Here is an 18569-nt window from a genome sequence, read left to right on the forward strand (position 1 = left end):
GCCTCAACCGCGGGCGGCGGCCGGCAAAAGAGGTTGATTGCGCTCGCCGCCCAAAATCTCAGGGCCGTCGGGTATTTCGCCTCACTGGGCCGTCCACCCGCCGTCGATCGAATAACTGGCGCCGGTGATGGTGGCGGCCGCATCGCCGGCCAAAAAGACCGCGAGCGCGCCGATGTCCTCCGGTTGGGTGTAGCGGGCCATCGGTTGCTTTTCGGCGACGAATTCCGGTTTGACCTCGTCGAACGACTTGCCCGCCGCATCGGCGCGCGTTTGGATCTGCTGGGCGATCAGGGGCGTCATCACCCAACCGGGACAGATCGCGTTGCATGTTATGCCGTGGTTGGCGGTTTCGATGGCCACCACTTTTGTCAGCCCGACAACACCGTGCTTGGCCGCGACATATGCCGCTTTTTCGGCGCTGGCAACGAGGCCGTGCGCCGAGGCGATGTTGATAATTCGGCCCCAGCCGCGGCGTTTCATGCCTGGCAGCGCGCAGCGGCACGTGTGGAAAACGGCCGACAGATTCGTCGCGATCACGGCCTCCCACTTGTCGACCGGGAACTCCTCCAGCTTCGCCACGTACTGGATGCCGGCGTTGTTCACGAGGACATCGATTGCGCCGAAGGACTTTTCGGCGCCGGCGATCATTTTGGCGACCTCGTCCGGCTTGGTCACATCGGCGCCCGAATAGGCGGCGGTCACCCCGAACGTCTCCTCGATGTCGCGCCGCTGTGCCTCAACGGCCTCCGGGTCGCCGAAGCCGTTGAGGGTGACGTTCGCGCCCTCGGCGGCGAAGGCGCGCGCGATGCCGAGGCCGATACCGGACGTGGAACCCGTTACGAGTACCGACTTTTCGCGAAGCATCGGGTCAGCGTTCGGCTGCCGGTTCGACGGTGACGAGCTCCGTTATGCCGCTCACGGTGAGGACGGGCATCACCAACGGGTGGGCGATGACATCGATGTGGGCGGCCCGGGCGAACAAGGCGTTGATGGCGGCGCTGTCCAGGTACTCCACCGCGCTGAGGTCGACGGTAAACGTGCCACTGTTGTTCGCGGCCTCGGCGATGGCTCTCCTGAGTGCGTCGTTGAACTCGTCGATGTTGCTCAGGTCGATTTCCCCCGTCGCGGTCAGCACGAGCTTCCCGTCGTCGCGGCGCGCGGTGTCGAGGGTCAGCGACGTGGGCATCAGGTGATCCTCGCGCATAGATGGACCGTAGTTCCCGCGGCCTCGGGGTTGATGGTGACGTCCTGCATGAGGCCCCGCATCAAAGCGATGCCACGGCCGCGATTCGTCTCGGCAGCCGGCTGCGGAGGTTTCCACGAGCCGGTGTCGGTGATGGTCAAGCGCACCTGGTCGACCAAGATGGTGGCGCCCAGGCTGATCGTGCCCCCGGGGCTGTGGCGGTGACCGTGCTCGATGGCGTTGGCGACGGCCTCTCCGGCGGCGACGAGCACGTTCATCGTCTGATCCGCGTCCAGCTTGGCCCGGGTCAGCCACCGGCGCAGTGCGGTGCGGGTGGGTGCGAGCTGGCTGACGTCGGCCGGAAACTCCAACTCCAGCGGGGCGGGATGGCGGTAGAGCAGCAGGACGACGTCGTCTTGATAGCCGCCTTCCGGCGCCAGACCGGCCATGATCTGGTTGGCCAGATCGTCCAGTGTGGAATCGCGCCCGTCCTGGACGAGGGCGGCCGCGCGCGAAATGCCCTGGTGCAGCAGTCGACGGCGACGTTCGACCAGTCCGTCGGTGTAGAGCAGCAACGTGGCGCGCGGCGGAATGGTCACCCGTGCTTCGGGGCGGGGCCAGTCGGGTCGAACCCCGAGCGCGATGGTGTGGCCGTCATCGAGCATTCGGGTGGTGCCGTCGGCGTCGACGAGAACGGGCGGCGGGTGCCCGGCGCTCGAGTAGACCAGTTCACCCGTCTCAGGGTCGAGCACCGCGCAGACGGCGGTGGTGCATTGCGCGCCGGGCAGCCGCGCGGCGAAGCGGTCGATGCCCGCGAGGGCGGCGCTGGGGCTGGGGTTCTCGAACAGCAGCGCGCGGCAGGCGCTGCGCACCTGCCCCATCACGGTGGCGGCGGCCAGGCCATGGCCGACGCAATCCCCGACGATCAACGCGATGCGCCCGTCATCCAGGTCGACGACGTCGTACCAGTCGCCGCCGACCTGCAGGGGCCGGCTGGCGGCCTGGTAGCGCACGGCGAACCCGTGGGGTAGGTCGGCGGGGCCGAGGATGGCGTGCTGCAGGGCGAGTGCCGTTTCGCGCTGCTGGTCGACCTGGTGCACGCGTTGCAGACCCTGACCGAGACGGCCCGCGAGCACGGTCAGCAGCGTCTGGTCCTCCAGGGTGAACGGCCGCCGCTCGGTCAGGTCGATCCGCACGACGAGCACGCCCTCGGGATGCTGCAGCGCGATGCCCGCGGTGCCGGGCTCGGCGGCGTTCGGGGTGAGCAGGTCGCCGTCGCGCAACGAGCTGAGCATCTGGCGCGTTTCGGATGGCAGGTCCGCCCACTGCGCCGACTCGCCGACCGATTCCACCGACGGTTCACGAGAGGCGGTTTCCGCGGTGGAGTCGTGGGTCGGGAAGGTGACCGCCAGGACGCGGCGGGCCCGCCACAGCCGGCGCAGTTCCTCGGCCGCGGCGTGCACGGCATCTTCGACGCTGTCGGCTTCGGCGAGTTCCTGGTTGAGGGCGTGTTCGCGGCCCGCCGCCAGCGCCAACGCGATGGCCGCGTGCCGGGCGAAGTCGCTGACCAGCTCGAGGTAATCGTTGCCGAACGCCGGCCGCCCCGGGTGGCGCGCGACGGCAATCACCCCGAGCACCCGGCCGTCGGCGATCAGCGGCATCACGATCGCCGAGCGTTCACCCGCGTCGGTGAACCCCTCGATCGGATACTGGAAGGAATCGGTGATCAGCGGCAGGCCGCGACGCGCCACGCCGCCGGTGGTGGAGGCGTCCATCGGCACCTGCCGGCCGATCACCTCCGAGGCGTACCGGCCCGCCGTCGCGGCCACGACGAGGGTGTCGACCTGGTCGGAGGGCAGATCGGGCTCCCGTGGGACCAGCAAGATGGCCTGTTCGGCGTCGGCCAACTCCAGCGCCCGGTTCACGATGAGCTGCAACGGCCCCGTCTGTGGGTCACCGGACAGCAGCGCGGTCGTGATTTCCCGGCTGGCCTTCGTCCATTTCGACGATTCGCGTTCCCGTTCGAACAATCGCGCGTTGTCGATGGCCGCTGCGGCCGCCGTGGCCAGTGCCCGCACCGCGGATTCGTGAGAGTCGGTGAACACCCGGCCCGGGCGATCGTCGGCGAGGTAGAGGCTGCCGAAGTCGGCCGCGCGCACGGTGATTGGTATGCCGAGCAGCGCCCGCAGCTTCGGGTCGCGCGGCTGCAGTGCGGCGGTCGCCGGGTGGGCGCTCAGATCGTCGACGCGCAGGCCGTCGGCCACCGGCAGGTCGCCGAGCCGCCGAGCCGTGTCGGCGTCGATGCCGGCCTGAACGAACGAGGCCAGCGTGCCGTCGGGCGCCCGGATGCCCAGCGCCGCGTACCGGGCGTCGGTCAGCTCCATCGCCGCGTTGACGATTCGATGCAACGTCGAATCCAGATCCAGGTCGGCGTTGATCTCGACGATGACCCGGACCAGGTGTTCCAACTGGTCGCGAGCAGCCGCCAGCTCGTCCAGCTGGGAACTCACGTCGTCCCGGTCGTGTTGCCCCATAGCTCCAAATCTAATTGTTAAATTCCGGCTCTCCGTTTCGGCCTCGGTGGTTGGCCGGGTAAGGGGCGTGGTCGGTGTCACCGAGGGCGGGTATTGCGGTGGTGATTACCCACTCGGGGCTGAATTGCACACGGCGTCCGGTGCCGGCGTCGCCCGGGTCGTCCCAGTGGACGCTCGCGCGGCCGGAGAGCTGGACCGTGATGCCGGCGCGGAAATCGACGAACAGCAGCGCCGCGGAGGGGTCGGCGGCGAGGTTGCCGAAGCTGTTGAACATGTTGTTGCCGGGATAGTCCGGCCACCACAGGCGCCCCTCGGCAACCCGGACGAATCCCGGGGGGCCGCCCCGGTGGGAGGCGTCGCTGCCGGCGGTGGGGTGGGTGGTGCCCAGAAAGAAGGTGTCGGCCGCCTCGATGAGACGAATATCCTCGGCTCGCAACGCTTTTCCGGAGTGCAGCCGCTTCGGGTCGTCGGCGGGCGGCCTTTCGACGTCGACGCGGCGCGGGTGGATGTATTGCGGGCAGTTGCCGTAGGCCTGGTCCACGTCGACGGTCAGGGCGCCGGGCTCGGTGGAGCCGAGGCGACCGTTGATGCGAACGCGCCTTCGGGTGAGGAAGTTGATGGCGATGACGCCCACCGGTTGTCCGCAGGGTAGGTCGTGGAGCGGGTCCGCGCGCGGCAGCTCCGTTCCGATCTCCAGGGCGGTCGGCGAGGCGGCACGCAGGAACCCGGGTGGGCCGAACAGGGGTGAGGTCCAAAGCCGTCCGGCCCGGTCTCGGGCGGCCATGGCAGCGAATGGCGCCTCCGAAAGGAACGCGGCCATGCCGGCGCGCAGTTGTCCGCGGCCGACCATCGGGGCGAGCCGGGCGGCCTCGGCCTCAACGCCCGCTTGCCGTTGGACGGCCAACTCACCGGTGTGGAAGCCCACACCCGATGTCATTGCGGCACCTCGGCAAAGCCCGGTTGTCCCGCGTCGACGACGGAATTGAACCGGTATCGGGTTACCAGACCTTCATTGATCTCTTGGATCGCGCTGTCGGGAAGGGCGGTCACGTCGAAGTTTTCACCGATGCGTGCGGGTTTGACCGACGAGGTGAGGACGGCCGAGCCGCGCTGGATGCCCCACGCCAAAAGCACTTGCGCCGGCGTCTTTCCCACGCGCCGAGCGATCGAGACGATGAGCGGGTCGTCGAGCAATCGCGGTTCGAGCGCATGGCCCAGCGAGGCGAAGGCCAACAGGATGATCCCGTGCTCCTTGCACAGCTCGTGGAGTTCCCATTGCGGGTGATACGGGTGCGATTCGACCTCCACCACGGCCGGCTTGATCCGGGCGGTTTCGACGATCTTCCGGGCGCCCGGGGCGTCGATGTCGGACAGGCCTATCGCCCGCGAAAGACCCTCGTCCACAAGGGTTTCCATCGCGGCCCAGGTCTCCTGCAGAGTGACCCCGTCGTCGTAGACGACGGCCCCGTGCCGATCGCGGGGGTCTTGGTCGTCGCCGGGCCGGAACGCGAACGGCGTGTGCACCAGGTACAGGTCGACCGCCTCCAGCCCCAGCCTGTCCAGGCTGGCCTGCAGCGCGGGCTTTACCCTTTCGGGCCGGTGGTTGTTGTTCCACAGCTTGGTGGTGACGAAGAGTTCGTCACGACGAACGGTCCCGGCGGCGAACAACTCTTTGAGCGCGGCTCCGACGTCTGCTTCGTTGCGGTACCGCTCGGCCGCATCGAGGTGGCGGAACCCGATTTCGACCGCGGTCTTGACCGCGTTTCGCGTCTCGTTGCGATCGGAAAGCGACGTGCCGAAGCCGAGCGCCGGAATCGCGCCGCTCCCGTCGTTCAAGGCGAATCTGTGCTGGCTTAGCTTCTGGTCGGGCGTCATGGCGTTCGGCCTCCTGGGCTCGTACTATAAATGACCAGTCGTCTATCTAACAAGGGTTGCCGCGGCTGCATTCCCCGCGGGGACGGATCAGCGCAGCAGCGCCGGGAGGGTGACCGCTTCGAACCGGTCGTACGGGACGCGGCTGCGGGTGACTTTCCCGCGCAGCGCCGCGCCTTCCCACGCCTCGATCAGCCGAAAGGCGAGGTCGCCCGCTTCGAGGTCGCCCCGACCGTCCGAACGCAGGCACTCACCCAGGGCCGCACCCCATCGGTCCAAGATGCCCACGAGCTCCTTGCGTACCGGCTCGCTCGTACCGCTGAGCTCGAGCGACAGGTTTCCGACCAGGCAGCCGAGTAGGAAGTCGCCGGCCTCGTGTTCGTCGGCCAGCGCGTGGAAGAAGCGGGTGATCCGCTCCTGGACCGGCCCGTCCGCCTGCAGGATCGGCAGGAGCCGCGCCTCGGTGTCTTCCCAGTGATGCTCGAGGATCGCTGCCGCAAAGGCCTCCTTGCTGGGGAAATACGCGTAGAACGAACCCTTCGGAACGCCGGCCGCGTCGGTGATGTCCTTGACCCCGCTGGCGGCGAATCCGCGCCTGTGCACGAGTTCCAGTCCCGCCGCGAGCAGGCGGGACCGCACCTCGGGGTTCGGTGGGCGGGGCATGACAACGATGTTAGCCGACCGGTCACCTATCTTCGGTCGACCGCCGCGCGCGAGGAGTGTGGCGTAGCGTCTGGAACGGCGTCGGATCGCCCATCGGGGATTGAAGGAGCGAAATGGTGACTTCGGGTTTGTTCGGTTTCCTGACGCTGCTCGCCCTGATGTTCGCGTTGTTGTTCGCCGCCGTTGCCGCGGTGCACGTCAAGCGGCTGGAGGGCCGGCCGCCTCCCCCGATCAGCGACGAAATCGGCAGCGCCAAGGCGGTTACGCGCAAGGTGCGGAAGCGCGAACCCATGTCACAAGAGGAGCTGGATTACGCGAGGCACCTCCTCGGTGCTCGTAGCTCGGTGTTGACGCTCTGCATCCCGGGTGCGTTGTTCTCGCTGGGCTGCTTCTACGTGTTCGGCAGCCTCTACCACTTGCATGGGGCGACGCCCTCCGAGCGGACGTTTCTCGGGCTGTTCCCGATCTTGGCGTCCATAAATCTCACGACTCAAATCATCCGCAGCGCAAGGTTGAAGCGGCGCCTGCAAAAGATGTCCTGAAGCCGCGCCGTGAGCGACCGGAGCGTGCTCCCGCAGGTCGTTGCGGTCGCGTTCCGGCTGCAAGGTCGCTACTCTTGCACGATCATCTGTCCATTGGGTACATGACCGTCTACTATCTGCAGTTGGCCTAGGGGTGGGGCCGGGGGGAGAAGACGGTGGCCCGAGCGAGTTACGAGAGGTGATCGAATGAGCCCTCGTCCGGTGGGCAGGCGGGTCTTGGCGCGAATCTGGCTGCCGCTGGTTGCCGTCATCGCGCTCGTTGTTGGCGGGGTGGCCATGTACAAGGTGCACCAGTTCTCGGAGCCCCCGCCCGTCATCACCGTCAATCAGCCGGCCGCACCGCCGGAGTTCAGCGTCAAGCGGCTCACGTATGAATTGTTCGGTTCCGTCGGGGAGGGCGGGATGCTCGTCTGGGTGGACATCAACGGGCACCCGCATCGGGTCGATCTCACGACCTTGCCGTGGTCGCACACGGAGGCGACGACGCTGACCGTGGTGTCCGGCAGCCTCTCGGCGCAGGTGCATGGCGGTCAAGTCGGCTGCCGACTGCGGGTGAATGGCGTCGTCCGCGCTGAACAGTCCGATACCAATCAGGATGCCCACGTCTACTGCCTGGTGAAATCCGCATGAGCGAGCCAGCGGCGGAGCACCGGACGAAGCGCCCGTTCGTCCCCAGAATGGTTCGCGCCCTTGCGATCCCGATCATCGCCTTCTGGGGCCTGCTCGCCGTGTCGACGAACACCTTCATGCCCCAGGTCGAGCGGGTCGCCGAGGAGCTCGCGGGCCCGCTGGTCCCGCACTACGCGCCGTCGCAGCGGGCGCTGCTGTCCATCGGTGCGAAGTTCCGCGAGTCCAATTCGACCAGCCTGGCCATGATCGTGCTGGAGGCCAACCGCCCGCTGGGCGACGCGGATCACCAGTACTACGACGATTTGATGCGCCGATTCAAGGGCGACCCGAAGCACGTGCAGTACGCCATGGATCTGTGGGGGAAGCCGATCACCGCGGCCGGCGCGCAGAGCCTCGACGGCAAGTGCGCCTACGTGCTGTTGCGCCTCGCGGGCGATATCGGCCAGATGCAAGCGAATGAGTCCGTCGCCGCCGTTCGGGACATCGTCGCGAAGGACACGCCGCCGCCCGGGCTCAAGGTCTACGTCAGCGGCGCGGCCCCGCTCGCCTCGGACACGGTGGCGATCGCGAATTCGAGCCTGAACGACATCACGATCGTGACGATCTTCCTCATCATCGGGATGTTGTTGCTGGTGTACCGCTCGATCGTCACCCTGTTCGTGCCGCTGGCCGGGGTGCTGTTCGAGATGCTGGTCGCCAAGGGGGTTATCGCGACCCTCGGGCATCTCGGGTACATCGAACTTTCGTCGTTCGCGGTGAACATCGTCGTCGCGCTGACCCTGGGGGCCGGGACGGACTACGGCATCTTCCTGATGGGCCGCTATCACGAGGCGCGCCACGACGGCGAGAGCCGGGAGGACGCGTTCTACACCGCGTACAAGAGCGTCACCCCGGTCATCCTCGGCTCGGGCCTGACGATCGCGGGGGCGTGTTACTGCCTGACGTTCGCGCGGCTCAATTACTTCCACACCATGGGCCCGGCGGTTGCGATCAGCATGCTGTTCACCATCGCGGCGGCGCTGACGCTCGGCCCCGCCTTCCTGACGCTAGGCAGCCTGTTCGGGCTCTTCGACCCGAGGAGCAAGGCCAAGGCGCACCTGTATCGGCGGATCGGGGCGAGCGTGGTGCGGTGGCCGGTGCCGATCCTGTTCGCCAGTGCCGCCGCGGTTCTGCTCGGGGCGATCTTCGTGCCGACGTACCGGCAGAACTACGACGACCGCCAGTACCAGCCCCACAACGCGCCCGCGAATTTGGGCTTCCAGGCGGCCGATCGACACTTCCCGAAGAGCAAGCTGTTCTCCGAGATGCTGATGATCGAGACCGATCACGACATGCGGAATTCGGGCGACTTCATCTCATTGGATCGCGCGGCCAAGGCGCTCGAGCGCCTTCCGGGCGTCGCGATGGTGCAAAGCATCACCAGGCCGATGGGTCGAGCTTTGGAACACGCCACGATTCCGTATCTGTTCACCACGCAGGGCAGCGGGAGCGGCCAGCAGCTCCCGTTCAATCAGCAGCAGAACGCAAATACCAACCAGCAGGCGCAGATCACGCAGCACACCGTCGAGGTCACGCGCAAAGAGATCGACTATTTCCAGAACCTGTCGGACGAGCTGCACAAGACGGTTCTCACCGTCGAAGATCTGCAACGGGTCACTGACGAGATGAACCAGGAAATCTCGAACTTCGACGACTTCTTCCGGCCGATCAAGAGCTACTTCTATTGGGAGCGGCACTGTTTCGATATCCCCATGTGCTGGGCGTTCAGGTCGTTGTTCGACACGCTCGACAACATCGACCATTTGGCGGCTGACATCAACCAAGCCAAGCTCTCCCTCGAGGAGATGGACAAGATCGTGCCGCAGATCATCGTGCAGCTGAAGCTGACGGCCGACGACTCGGAGGCGTTGGCCAACCTTCTGGTCAGCACCTACGGCCAGTCGGCTCTGCAGACGACACAGACCAACCAGACATTTGACGACCAGATCAATGTCGGGCTCGACTTCGACCAGGCCCGCAGCGACGACTTCTTTTACATCCCGCACGAGGGTTTCGACAACGAGGACGTCAAGACCGGCATGCAGCTGCTGATGTCGCCGGACGGCCAGGCCGCTCGGATCATCGTCACCCATGAGGGCGACGCCAACGGTCCGGAAGGCGTGCAGCACGTCGAACAGTTCCCCAACGCCATAACCGTTGCGCTCAAAGAGACTTCGCTGGCCGGCGCGAAGGTCTATATCGGCGGTTCCGGATCCACCAATAAGGACATCAAGCAATACGCCGCGTCCGATCTGCTCATCGTGGCGATCGCCGCCTTCGTGCTGATCTTCTTGATCATGCTGTTCCTCACGAAGAGTCTGATGGCGGCGATTGTCATCCCGGGCACGGTGGCCTTCTCCTATGCCGGGGCGTTCGGGCTTTCGATACTCGTCTGGCAGCACCTCATCGGGCTGCCGCTGCACTGGTTGGTTTTGCCGCTGACGTTCATCATCCTGGTGGCGGTGGGTTCGGACTACAACCTGCTGTTGATCCTTCGGGTCAAAGAGGAGCTGCATGCCGGAATCCATACCGGTCTGATCCGCGCGCTCGGCAGCACCGGTGGTGTAGTGACTTCTGCCGGTTTGGTTTTCGCGTTCACCATGCTGGCGATGCTGACCAGCGATCTGCGCACCGTCGGCCAGGTCGGCTCGACCGTCTGTATCGGCCTGCTGCTCGACACGCTGATCGTGCGGTCGTTCGTCGTGCCGTGCATCCTGCGCATCCTCGGGCCGTGGTTCTGGTGGCCGACGCTGGTGCGGTCCCGTCCGTTGCCGGTTCGCGCGGCGACGCCGGCCACGTGAGCACCGTCAGCCGACCATGCGGTGATTCCCATTTGCGATATCACCGGCGCTATCACAAATGAGACTCACCCATCGGCCGCTCGCGGACTACGCGATGCGATCAATGGTGTCCAGTCGTCCCGCTAGCTGCTCGCGCGCGATTTCGGCGTCGTAGTGAGCCTGCATGTTGATGAAAAACATGTCGCTCAGACCGAGCGCACGGGATAGCCGGAGGGCGGTGTCTGCGCTGATGCCGCGCTTGCCGTGCACGATTTCGTTGATCCGGCGGGGCGGCACGTCGATCGCCTTGGCGATCCGATACTGCGAGATACCAAGCGGGTCAAGGAATTCCGCCTTGAGGATCTCGCCGGGGTGGATCGGCGCGAAGTCTGCCATCATGTTTGCCTTTTCCCGGAACGAGCGGATCCTCGACCGATGATAATGCCGACCGTTGTTAACGATAAGCGCTATCAAACGGCTAGAAATTCAGCCCCGAGAACATGACCCGGCCGGGATCGTACTTCTGCCGCACCGCGCTGAGCCGCGACAGGTTGGGGCCGAAGTAGCGCGACGCCGGCTGGTTCGCCTCGATGTAGTTCACGTAGCCGCCCACCGAATACGGTTGCACCGCTTGGTGTGCCGTGGCGAGCCAGCTCGTCGCCGCCGCCGGGTCGCCCGTCTCGACGTACCACTGCACCAGCGACGCCTGCCGGCGCCACGGGAAGGCCGTCGCCCCCGGCGCCACGGTGGCGAGAGCGCCGTCGAGGGCGTGCATGATCGCCAGCATGCGGCCGGCGCCCCGCGGAAACGCCTCGACCGCCGACGCGATCCCCTGGGCGGCGGCCGGCGTCATCGCCGTGAAGACGTCGGACCCGCCGACGTATCCCAGCGGCGCCGGGTTGAGGTTGCCGACGGCCAAGTAGCGCACCAGGTCCATGTAGTTGAACGTGTGGTTCTCGGTCCCGGTCGGTTGCACCCCAACGGCTTTGGTGATGGCGGCCGCGACGCTGTTCCCCGATCCGGCCGGGCAGGTCGCCATTATCCGGGGATGCGTACCGAACCCGTCGACGGTGTTGTCCGCCAGTGCCCACATGCTCTGGTCGGCGGTGCGCAGCCAGTTCTGCCAGCCGAGCAGAACCTGCGCGAACGCCTGCGGCGGGAAGTTGAGGTTGACGACGTCGACGTCGCGGGTGGGAAAGGTGGCGAAGGTCAGCGAGGTCGTCACCCCGAAGTTGCCGCCCCCGCCGCCGCGTAGCGCCCAGAACAGGTCGGGGTTGCTCGCAGCTGACGCGGTGACGGCCTGGCCGCCGGGCAGCACCACCGACGCCGCCGTCAGCTGGTCGCAGAGCAGGCCGGCGTGCCGCGACTGGGCGCCCAGTCCCCCGCCCAGCGCGTGCCCCGCGGCGCCGACCGACGGGCAGGTACCCGTCGGGATGCCCCGGCCGGCCGCGGCCAGGGCCTCGTGGATCGCGTACAGGCTGGTAGCGGGCGTCACGGTGACCTGCCCGGTGGACGCGTCGTAGTTGATGCCGCCGGGCAGCTGGCGCAGATCGAACACCACGGCGCCGTTCGCGGTGGACGCGCCGATGTAGGAGTGCCCGCCGCTGCGCGGGGCGACCTTCAGGTTGTTGGCGGCGGCGAAGGCCATCGCCTTCTGCACGTCCGCCGCCGACGTCGGGGTGACGATCGCGGCCGGCGTGAACCCGTTGTAGTTGGTGTTGAAAACCTGCTTCGCGCCGGCGAATTGAGGATCTTGCGGCAGCACGACCCTGCCGCCGATGGCGGTGGTCAGGCCGTCCCAGCCGGACGGATTCGGGGCCGCGGTCGCCCGCGCCGGACCGAAGACCGCGCCGGCGGCCAACGCGCCGGCGGCCCCGCGCAGGAACGCCTGGCGGGAGATCTCACGCGCCATCGTCGGGCTCCCGCGATTGCGTCATGCCCGCATTGTCATTCCCGGGGGCCGCGGTGCCGGGTGGCGTGCCGCGGGGCAACCGGACCGTGCCCCAACCGTTACCGGCCCGGGTCCGCCGGGCCTAGGCTGGTGTTTTGGCCGCCTGCGCTTTTTGAGAGGTAACGACATGTCCGCACCGTCAGCCGAGGTCTTCGACCGCCTGCGTCAACTGGTCGCGATCAAGGACATCACCGCACGCGAGACCAAGACGATCGATGAGGTTTTCACAGGTAAACCGCTGACCACGATCCCCATCGGCACGGCCGCCGACGTCGAAGCCGCTTTCGCCGAGGCCCGCGCGGCGCAGATCGACTGGGCGAAGCGCCCGGTCGCCGAGCGGGTGGACGTCATCCGTCGCTACCGCGACCTGGTCATCGAGAACCGCCAGTTCCTGATGGACCTCCTGCAGGCCGAGGCGGGCAAGGCCCGCTGGGCGGCGCAGGAGGAAATCGTCGATTTGATGGCCAACGCCAACTACTACGTGAACGTGGCCGCCGACCTGTTGAAGCCGCGCAAGGTGCAGGCGCTGCTCCCGGCGGTCGGCAAGACGACCGTCATCTACCAGCCCAAGGGCGTCGTGGGGGTGATCTCGCCGTGGAACTACCCCATGACGCTCACCGCGTCCGACTCGGTGCCCGCGCTGGTGGCGGGTAACGCGGTGGTGCTCAAGCCCGACAGCCAGACGCCGTACTGCGCGCTGGCGTGCGCCGAGCTGTTGTACCAGGCCGGGCTGCCGCGGGCGCTGTACGCGATCGTGCCCGGGCCGGGCTCGGTGGTCGGCACCGCGATCATCGAGAACTGCGACTACTTGATGTTCACCGGCTCGACCGCCACCGGCCGGCAGCTCGCCGAGCACGCCGGCCGTCGGCTCATCGGCTTCTCGGCCGAGCTGGGCGGGAAGAACGCGATGATCGTCACGCGCGGGGCCAACCTGGACAAGGCCGCCAAGGCGGCCACCCGTGCGTGCTTCTCCAATGCGGGTCAGCTGTGCATCTCCATCGAGCGCATCTACGTCGAAAAGGACGTCGCCGACGAGTTCACCAACAAGTTCGGCGCGGCGGTGCGCAACATGAAGCTCGGCACCGCGTATGACTTCTCGGTCGACATGGGCAGCCTGATCTCGGCGAGCCAGCTCGACACCGTGACCGACCACGTGGACGACGCGAAGGCCAAGGGCGCCAAGGTGATTGCGGGCGGCAAGCCGCGACCCGACATCGGCCCGCTGTTCTACGAGCCGACGGTCCTGACCGACGTCACGCCGGAGATGGAATGCGCGGCCAATGAGACGTTCGGGCCGCTGGTTTCGATCTATCCGGTCGCCGACGTGGACGAGGCCGTCGAGAAGGCCAACGACACCGAGTACGGCCTGAACGCCAGCGTGTGGGCGGGGTCCACCGCGGAGGGCCAGGAGATCGCCGCCCGGCTGCGCTCGGGGACGGTGAACGTCGACGAGGGTTACGCGTTCGCGTGGGGCAGCCTCGGCGCGCCGATGGGCGGGATGGGCCAGTCCGGCGTCGGGCGCCGCCACGGCGCCGAGGGCCTGCTGAAGTACACCGAATCGCAGACGATCGCGGCGGCGCGGGTGTTCAACCTCGACCCGCCGCGCGGCATTCCGCCGACCCTCTGGCAGAAGTCGCTGGTGCCCGTCGTGCGCACGATGATGAAGCTTCCCGGGCGGAAGTGACGGGACTGGCCTGCGACGGTCTCATTGTCAGCGTCTACTACCGGGCGTAGTATCTGGGGCATCCCACCGCGCGCACAAGGAGGTGCAACGTGAGGTGGAGTTTCGCCCAGGTCGGGCTGCTGATCATCTGTGTCCTGCACGTCATCCAGGCGGTGGTCGGGTTCATCATGGAGCCCAGCTTCGCGTCGGGCCCCCACGCGCCGACCGTCCAGCTGCTCGGGATGGACTACAACGGTTGGCACGCCGTCGCCGGCCTGGCCCTGTTCGGCCCGGGCCTGGTGTTCGCGCAGCGCAAGTCATGGGCCGTGCTGTATCTGATCGCCGCGGCGATTGCCGGTGCGCTGCCGGGCATTTGGGCGTTCTTCTCGCATCAGGTTGCGTTCGTCTTCACCTTCCCCAACAACACCACCGACGCGGTGGTGCACCTGGTGACCGCGGCGGTGATGCTCGCGGTGGCGGCCGTACAGATCCGGTTGGACGGTGGGTTGCGCAACTCGCTCGCCGATCTGCGAAAGGCGCGGTAGCGCCAAGGATTTCTTGAGAATCCGCCAAGCGGCGCGGCGGATGGTGAGTTCGTCCACTGGAAACGACTCACGAGGTTCCGCTATGACCCGCCACCGCATCTACGCCCTGATCGTCTTGACCGCCATCGCTTTCTTCGGCGCTGCGTTCATGGCGTCGCCCGCCGCGCAGGCCGCGGCCGTCGATCGCTTCGCCGTGATCGCCTACTCCCCCGTCACCGGCTGGGCGGGCTGGGCCAACAACGCCAGCACCATGGAGGAGGCCACCCACATCGCGCTGGGCAACTGCCAGCGGCACGGTGCTGGCTGCACCGTCGCGACATGGGCCCGAAACGGTTGCACCGCTTTGGCTCTGGGGCCCGGCGGTTGGGGCGCCGACTGGGGGTTGACCCCGATAGCCGCTCAGCGGGGCGCGCTGGCCAAGGTCTCGTCCGGCAGCGTCGTCGAGGTTCACTGCACCGGGTAGCGGAGTTCCTCGTCGTCGATCCGTCGCCGCCAGTGTTCGTTGATGTGGTCGGACTGACGCTCGAGCGGAGGCTTGGGCACGCCGGTCGCATGTGCGGGGTCGACGCCGAGGAATTGCAGGACGCGCGCGATCTCGTCGGGATAGTTCTCGTCGAGCTCTTCGTAGTGGACCGTGAGAACTTCGGGACGTCGGGTGGTGAAGTAGTCGGTCCACGCCGCCTGTTCGGCGCCGAGGCTGCGTTCCATCTCGGTGATCTGCTCGCGCGTCGGCGCGACAGCGGCGAGGTCGACCGCGGGCCGCTGCGGCGTGGGCCGGCCCAGATATAGCCCCCAGGGACGTTCCGTCGTCGGCGGTCCCGGAGAACGGAACCACTCGCCCGTCGTCTCGGCGCGAAACAGCGAGATGGCCTGGGCGCGCCGATCGAGGCGCACGATGTTGACGAAAACCGCTGTCGGAAAAAGCGTCTCGAGCACCGCGCCCGGGTCTGCACGAAACCCTAACGCCTGCGCCAGCGAGACGACGTCCCGCCAGTGGATCTTGAAGCCCCACACGCCGTTCTGGGTCGCCGCGAACGCTCTGACCCTTGTCAGGTATTCGCTCCACGAGCAGTCGACCGGCAGCCCCAGGTCTTTCTTATAGGCCGCGAGGTGGTCTGCGGCGAAATACTCCTCGGGACGTCCGGCGACTCCCGTCGCAACGAGCCCGGCGGCCAAAAACGAACTACCCGAACGAGGGGTGGAGGCGATGACATAGCTCGCGTGTCGCATAGGCCTCCTCGGACGTGTTCTTAAAAGCGTAGGCGGTTTACCCGGCGCCCTTGCCGTTGTCGACGCGATAGACGGCGCCGTGGACGGCGGCCGCGGCATCGCTGGCGAGGAACGCGATCACGTTGGCGACGTCGAGCGGCTGCATCATGCCGCGCGGTGAAGCCGTGCGCAGGATCAGGTCGTAGTTCGGATTCTCCGGCGCGCTGAACTGTTCGATCTGCGGTGTGAGCATGCCGCCCGGGCACACCGCGTTGACGCGCAGGCGATCCGCGGTGTACTCCACCGCCAGCGCGCGGGTGAGCCCGATCAGGCCGTGCTTGGCGGCGCAGTAGCCGGCCGAGTACGCCTGGCCCTCGACGCCCGCGATGGAGCCGACGTTGACGATGTTGCCGCCGCGTTCCAGCAAATGGGGCAACGCGGCCCGGCAGAGGTAGAACGGTCCGTTCAGGTTGACCGCTAGGTCTTCTGCCCAGTCGTCGTCGGTCATCGACTCGGTTCGGCGCATCTGGTGCTTGCCGGCGACGTTGACCAGGACGTCGAGCCCGCCGAACTCTTGGACGCACTGCTCGACCGCGCCCCGGCAGGCCTGCGGCGAAGCGACATCCACCGAGGCGTACGAACCGCGATCCACGTCTTCGAACACCGCGGCCAAGCGTTCGGTGTCGCGGCCGATACCGAAAACCGTTGCGCCCTGCCGGGAAAACAGCCGGGCGGTTTCAGCGCCCAGGCCCGACGACGCACCGGTGACCAACGCGACCTTGCCCTGCAATGCTGACATTTCGGCCCTTCTTGGTGCGGTGACGGGCTTCAAAGGCTACATTGCGCCCTCAATACGAGACGATCCGCGCCATGCCGGCGCGCAGGATATCAACGGGCCCAACGGTTCTCAGCCTCAGGATGCGACGCGCGGTCACCGCCACGAGCAGGCTGATCGCGAGCTTGCCCAGCGCCACCCGACTCGTGCGCTGTTTCCAGGTCGGCGGCCGCGAGCCGGCTCGCCGACCCAGGTAGTAGCCGATGCATGTCGCGGTTGCGAGTGCGCACAGCAGCGCCAATACCGCCATGACGATCAGCGTCCTTCGTCGCAGTCGCGGGAAGGTCACACGCGAGATACACCTCGGCCAATAAGTGCGGCTGCCCGATCAGAAGTCCGGCCGGATGCTGCCGTCGGCGTTGACCATGAGGTAGCGCTCGGTGTGACCATCGGAGACGTAGAGCTCGATGCGCAGGGTCCCGTCTTGGGCCGCTTCAATGATGATGTTCTCGGGGTTGCCGCCGTCAATGTGCAGAGTCTGGGGTGCCGCACGAAGGGCGCTTATGACGGCCTGGACGTCGACTTTGCCGAGGTCACCGATGGCCGTGTCCATCGGGATTGTGGTGCTGCTGCCCGTGCCCCATCCGCGACCCCCGTACGTGTAGCGCACGGTTTTGTGTGCGTTGACCGTGTCGGGGCGAGTGATGCTGGCGTGATCGGGATAGACGACCAGCTCGTAGCCCATCGTGTCCCCGAACGTCGTCCGAACTTGCGCAATCAAGCTCGACAGCCCGCCCAGGGTCAACAGTTGCGTCGGCGCCTGCGGCTGGGTCGAGGCTGGCGGCGGTTCAACAGTCGGTGCCGGTGTTGGCGGCGGCTGCGGCGCGACCACGACCGGGCTGGCGACGGTCGGCTGGGGCGTTGCGTCACGCGACGAAGCGGTGTTGCTGTACAAGGCCCAGGCGATGCCGACGCCCACCAGGGCCAGCGCCACGAGCACGGCGATCCGTATCCCCGGGCGGCCGGCCAGCGATTTCAAGCTCGGGGATTGGGCTGGGGCGCGGCGGATCTGCAGGTCCGCCACCAGCGACTGCAGCTCGCCAAGGGTGGTGGCGTTGGTCGCGGCGCTCACCCGCTGGCGGTGCTCCTCCATCGACAACTGGCCGTCGCTGAGCGCTAGATCCAACAGCTGGCAGGTGTCGACGCGGTTGCTGTCGGTAGCCCGGGTGTTTGCGGTGGCCACGGCAAGATCCTAGAAGGTCTCAGCGGCGCGCCGGCTCGATTGCCCGAACGGTGCCGTCCGCGTTCAGTTCCATATGGCCGCCGTCGCGGTCTCTGAATACATAGACCGACAACGCCAGGCTGCCGTCCCGGGCGGATTCGACCATCAGGTAGGTGTTGTTGGCGCCGGCGACCTGAAGGGTCTGCGGTGCCCCGCGCAAGACGCTGGCCACCTCCTGCACGTTGAACTTGCTCAAGTCAGCCGCGGTCGAAGTGGACGGAATGGCGCTGGCGCCCCACTGCGACCAGCCGCTCGTGGCGTAGTGGTAGGTCACCGAGTTGCGAGGGTCTTGGGGATCAGGACGGTCGAGGTCCGCGTGATCCGAGTAGACCACCAGCCGGTAGCCCACGGTGTCACCGATCTGTTTTCGCATTTGCGCCAATAGCCCCGTCAGCCCGTCCACGGTCTGCAGTTGCAGTGGCGGCGGTGGTGGCGGCGGCGTCTGGGTGATCGCCACGGTGCTGGTGGCGCTTGGAGGTGGCGCGGATGGCGACGACGAAGTGGTGTTGCCGAGCAGTTTCCAGCCGATGCCGAGGCCCGCGAGCGCCAACACCGCGACGCCGGCGACCAGGATGCCCCGTCGACTGGCCGGCGTCGGGGGTTGGGCAGGGGCGCTGCGGATCTGCAGGTCTTCCACGAGCGACTCGAGCTCGCCGACAGTGGCGGCACGGCGCGCCGCGCTTACCCGTTGGCGGTATTCCTCCATCGAGAGCTGGCCGTCGCTCAACGCCGCGTCCAGCACCCGTCCGGTCTCGTCGCGGTCACTGTCGGTAGCCCTGATGTATCCGGCGGACACGAGGGTGAGCGTAACCGAGGACGCACGAGGGTCGACGCCGCCAAGACTGAGTGTGCCGATCAAATCGATCCGCGCGTTGCTAGCGCTATCCTCGTCCGGGGTCGG

The 18569-nt window shown here is 67.1% G+C and carries 19 protein-coding genes; 6 read left to right on the forward strand and 13 right to left on the reverse strand.

The features are described from left to right. Nucleotides 1-81: 81 nt before the first annotated feature. The 6 genes from A5712_RS20850 to A5712_RS20875 all read right to left on the reverse strand — a co-directional run bounded on the left by A5712_RS20850 (nt 82) and on the right by A5712_RS20875 (nt 6252). Nucleotides 82-864 (reverse strand): 3-hydroxybutyrate dehydrogenase, encoded by a 783-nt coding sequence (locus A5712_RS20850; protein WP_068109055.1) that lies wholly within the window; start codon nt 862-864, stop codon nt 82-84. A gap of 4 nt (nt 865-868) precedes the next feature. After that, nucleotides 869-1186: an STAS domain-containing protein gene (locus tag A5712_RS20855; RefSeq protein ID WP_068109168.1), complete on the reverse strand. Its 318-nt coding sequence runs from the start codon at nt 1184-1186 to the stop codon at nt 869-871. Then, complete coding sequence (locus tag A5712_RS20860; protein WP_068109057.1) at nt 1186-3717, reverse strand: SpoIIE family protein phosphatase; 2532 nt, start codon at nt 3715-3717, stop codon at nt 1186-1188. Before A5712_RS20860 ends, A5712_RS20855 begins: the two co-directional genes overlap by 1 nt. Nucleotides 3718-3727: 10 nt before the next feature. Continuing rightward, nucleotides 3728-4654 (reverse strand): pyridoxamine 5'-phosphate oxidase family protein, encoded by a 927-nt coding sequence (locus tag A5712_RS20865; RefSeq protein WP_068109060.1) that lies wholly within the window; start codon nt 4652-4654, stop codon nt 3728-3730. After that, complete coding sequence (locus tag A5712_RS20870) at nt 4651-5592, reverse strand: aldo/keto reductase (protein WP_068109063.1); 942 nt, start codon at nt 5590-5592, stop codon at nt 4651-4653. The genes A5712_RS20865 and A5712_RS20870 overlap by 4 nt, the downstream gene beginning before the upstream one ends. Before the next feature lie 87 nt (nt 5593-5679). Continuing rightward, nucleotides 5680-6252, reverse strand: a complete 573-nt coding sequence (locus A5712_RS20875; RefSeq protein ID WP_068109066.1) for a TetR/AcrR family transcriptional regulator — start codon at nt 6250-6252, stop codon at nt 5680-5682. A 113-nt stretch (nt 6253-6365) separates the two neighbouring features. On the opposite strand from A5712_RS20875, the gene A5712_RS20880 reads away from it, so the two are divergent. The 3 genes from A5712_RS20880 (at nt 6366) to A5712_RS20890 (ending at nt 10264) form a co-directional block, all read left to right on the forward strand. Beyond that, nucleotides 6366-6794, forward strand: coding sequence for a hypothetical protein (locus tag A5712_RS20880; protein WP_197519460.1), 429 nt, complete (start codon nt 6366-6368; stop codon nt 6792-6794). 186 nt (nt 6795-6980) lie between these two features. Further along, on the forward strand, nt 6981-7424 hold the full coding sequence (locus A5712_RS20885) for an MmpS family transport accessory protein (protein WP_068109069.1): 444 nt from the start codon (nt 6981-6983) through the stop codon (nt 7422-7424). A gap of 47 nt (nt 7425-7471) precedes the next feature. Continuing rightward, nucleotides 7472-10264, forward strand: coding sequence for an RND family transporter (locus A5712_RS20890; RefSeq protein WP_369830417.1), 2793 nt, complete (start codon nt 7472-7474; stop codon nt 10262-10264). Nucleotides 10265-10351: 87 nt separating this feature from the next. On the opposite strand, the gene A5712_RS20895 is transcribed toward A5712_RS20890, so the two are convergent. Together A5712_RS20895 and A5712_RS20900 are read right to left on the reverse strand one after the other, a co-directional pair. Beyond that, entirely contained in the window at nt 10352-10639 is a 288-nt protein-coding gene (locus A5712_RS20895) for a HigA family addiction module antitoxin (protein WP_068109174.1), read from the reverse strand. Between the two features lie 82 nt (nt 10640-10721). After that, nucleotides 10722-12155 carry an FAD-binding oxidoreductase gene (locus tag A5712_RS20900; protein ID WP_068109075.1) on the reverse strand — a complete coding sequence of 478 codons (1434 nt, stop codon included), beginning with the start codon at nt 12153-12155 and terminating at the stop codon, nt 10722-10724. Between the two features lie 166 nt (nt 12156-12321). On the opposite strand from A5712_RS20900, the gene A5712_RS20905 reads away from it, so the two are divergent. From A5712_RS20905 to A5712_RS20915, 3 genes are all read left to right on the forward strand, one after another. Further along, the gene (locus tag A5712_RS20905) at nt 12322-13878 is read left to right on the forward strand and encodes a succinic semialdehyde dehydrogenase (RefSeq protein WP_068109078.1); all 1557 of its coding nucleotides are present in this window, start codon (nt 12322-12324) and stop codon (nt 13876-13878) included. Between the two features lie 89 nt (nt 13879-13967). Beyond that, entirely contained in the window at nt 13968-14402 is a 435-nt protein-coding gene (locus A5712_RS20910; protein ID WP_068109081.1) for a DUF4383 domain-containing protein, read from the forward strand. 82 nt (nt 14403-14484) lie between these two features. Continuing rightward, nucleotides 14485-14865, forward strand: a complete 381-nt coding sequence (locus A5712_RS20915) for a DUF4189 domain-containing protein (RefSeq protein ID WP_068109084.1) — start codon at nt 14485-14487, stop codon at nt 14863-14865. On the opposite strand, the gene A5712_RS20920 is transcribed toward A5712_RS20915, so the two are convergent. The 5 genes from A5712_RS20920 to A5712_RS20940 form a co-directional block, all read right to left on the reverse strand. Beyond that, nucleotides 14850-15632, reverse strand: coding sequence for a Stf0 family sulfotransferase (locus A5712_RS20920; RefSeq protein ID WP_197519461.1), 783 nt, complete (start codon nt 15630-15632; stop codon nt 14850-14852). The genes A5712_RS20915 and A5712_RS20920 overlap by 16 nt on opposite strands. A 37-nt stretch (nt 15633-15669) precedes the next feature. Then, nucleotides 15670-16410, reverse strand: coding sequence for an SDR family NAD(P)-dependent oxidoreductase (locus A5712_RS20925; RefSeq protein WP_068109092.1), 741 nt, complete (start codon nt 16408-16410; stop codon nt 15670-15672). A gap of 49 nt (nt 16411-16459) precedes the next feature. Continuing rightward, the gene (locus tag A5712_RS20930; RefSeq protein WP_068109095.1) at nt 16460-16696 is read right to left on the reverse strand and encodes a hypothetical protein; all 237 of its coding nucleotides are present in this window, start codon (nt 16694-16696) and stop codon (nt 16460-16462) included. A gap of 78 nt (nt 16697-16774) precedes the next feature. Continuing rightward, nucleotides 16775-17629: a DUF1707 domain-containing protein gene (locus A5712_RS20935; protein ID WP_068109099.1), complete on the reverse strand. Its 855-nt coding sequence runs from the start codon at nt 17627-17629 to the stop codon at nt 16775-16777. A gap of 19 nt (nt 17630-17648) precedes the next feature. After that, nucleotides 17649-18464, reverse strand: a complete 816-nt coding sequence (locus A5712_RS20940) for a DUF1707 domain-containing protein (RefSeq protein ID WP_068109103.1) — start codon at nt 18462-18464, stop codon at nt 17649-17651. Nucleotides 18465-18569: the final 105 nt, after the last annotated feature.

The sequence above is a fragment of the Mycobacterium sp. E2327 genome (assembly GCF_001672675.1).
Classification (GTDB): Bacteria; Actinomycetota; Actinomycetes; order Mycobacteriales; family Mycobacteriaceae; genus Mycobacterium.

What these genes read in the sequence shown, in the direction of transcription:
- A5712_RS20885 (WP_068109069.1), top strand. Translation starts at nt 6,981, where the DNA reads ATGAGCCCTCGTCCGGTGGGCAGGCGGGTCTTGGCGCGAATCTGGCTG.
- A5712_RS20890 (WP_369830417.1), top strand. Translation starts at nt 7,472, where the DNA reads ATGGTTCGCGCCCTTGCGATCCCGATCATCGCCTTCTGGGGCCTGCTC.
- A5712_RS20920 (WP_197519461.1), bottom strand. Translation starts at nt 15,632, where the DNA reads ATGCGACACGCGAGCTATGTCATCGCCTCCACCCCTCGTTCGGGTAGT.
- A5712_RS20875 (WP_068109066.1), bottom strand. Translation starts at nt 6,252, where the DNA reads ATGCCCCGCCCACCGAACCCCGAGGTGCGGTCCCGCCTGCTCGCGGCG.
- A5712_RS20860 (WP_068109057.1), bottom strand. Translation starts at nt 3,717, where the DNA reads ATGGGGCAACACGACCGGGACGACGTGAGTTCCCAGCTGGACGAGCTG.
- A5712_RS20900 (WP_068109075.1), bottom strand. Translation starts at nt 12,155, where the DNA reads ATGGCGCGTGAGATCTCCCGCCAGGCGTTCCTGCGCGGGGCCGCCGGC.
- A5712_RS20930 (WP_068109095.1), bottom strand. Translation starts at nt 16,696, where the DNA reads ATGGCGGTATTGGCGCTGCTGTGCGCACTCGCAACCGCGACATGCATC.
- A5712_RS20905 (WP_068109078.1), top strand. Translation starts at nt 12,322, where the DNA reads ATGTCCGCACCGTCAGCCGAGGTCTTCGACCGCCTGCGTCAACTGGTC.
- A5712_RS20915 (WP_068109084.1), top strand. Translation starts at nt 14,485, where the DNA reads ATGACCCGCCACCGCATCTACGCCCTGATCGTCTTGACCGCCATCGCT.
- A5712_RS20895 (WP_068109174.1), bottom strand. Translation starts at nt 10,639, where the DNA reads ATGGCAGACTTCGCGCCGATCCACCCCGGCGAGATCCTCAAGGCGGAA.
- A5712_RS20850 (WP_068109055.1), bottom strand. Translation starts at nt 864, where the DNA reads ATGCTTCGCGAAAAGTCGGTACTCGTAACGGGTTCCACGTCCGGTATC.
- A5712_RS20865 (WP_068109060.1), bottom strand. Translation starts at nt 4,654, where the DNA reads ATGACATCGGGTGTGGGCTTCCACACCGGTGAGTTGGCCGTCCAACGG.
- A5712_RS20870 (WP_068109063.1), bottom strand. Translation starts at nt 5,592, where the DNA reads ATGACGCCCGACCAGAAGCTAAGCCAGCACAGATTCGCCTTGAACGAC.
- A5712_RS20925 (WP_068109092.1), bottom strand. Translation starts at nt 16,410, where the DNA reads ATGTCAGCATTGCAGGGCAAGGTCGCGTTGGTCACCGGTGCGTCGTCG.
- A5712_RS20880 (WP_197519460.1), top strand. Translation starts at nt 6,366, where the DNA reads ATGGTGACTTCGGGTTTGTTCGGTTTCCTGACGCTGCTCGCCCTGATG.
- A5712_RS20855 (WP_068109168.1), bottom strand. Translation starts at nt 1,186, where the DNA reads ATGCCCACGTCGCTGACCCTCGACACCGCGCGCCGCGACGACGGGAAG.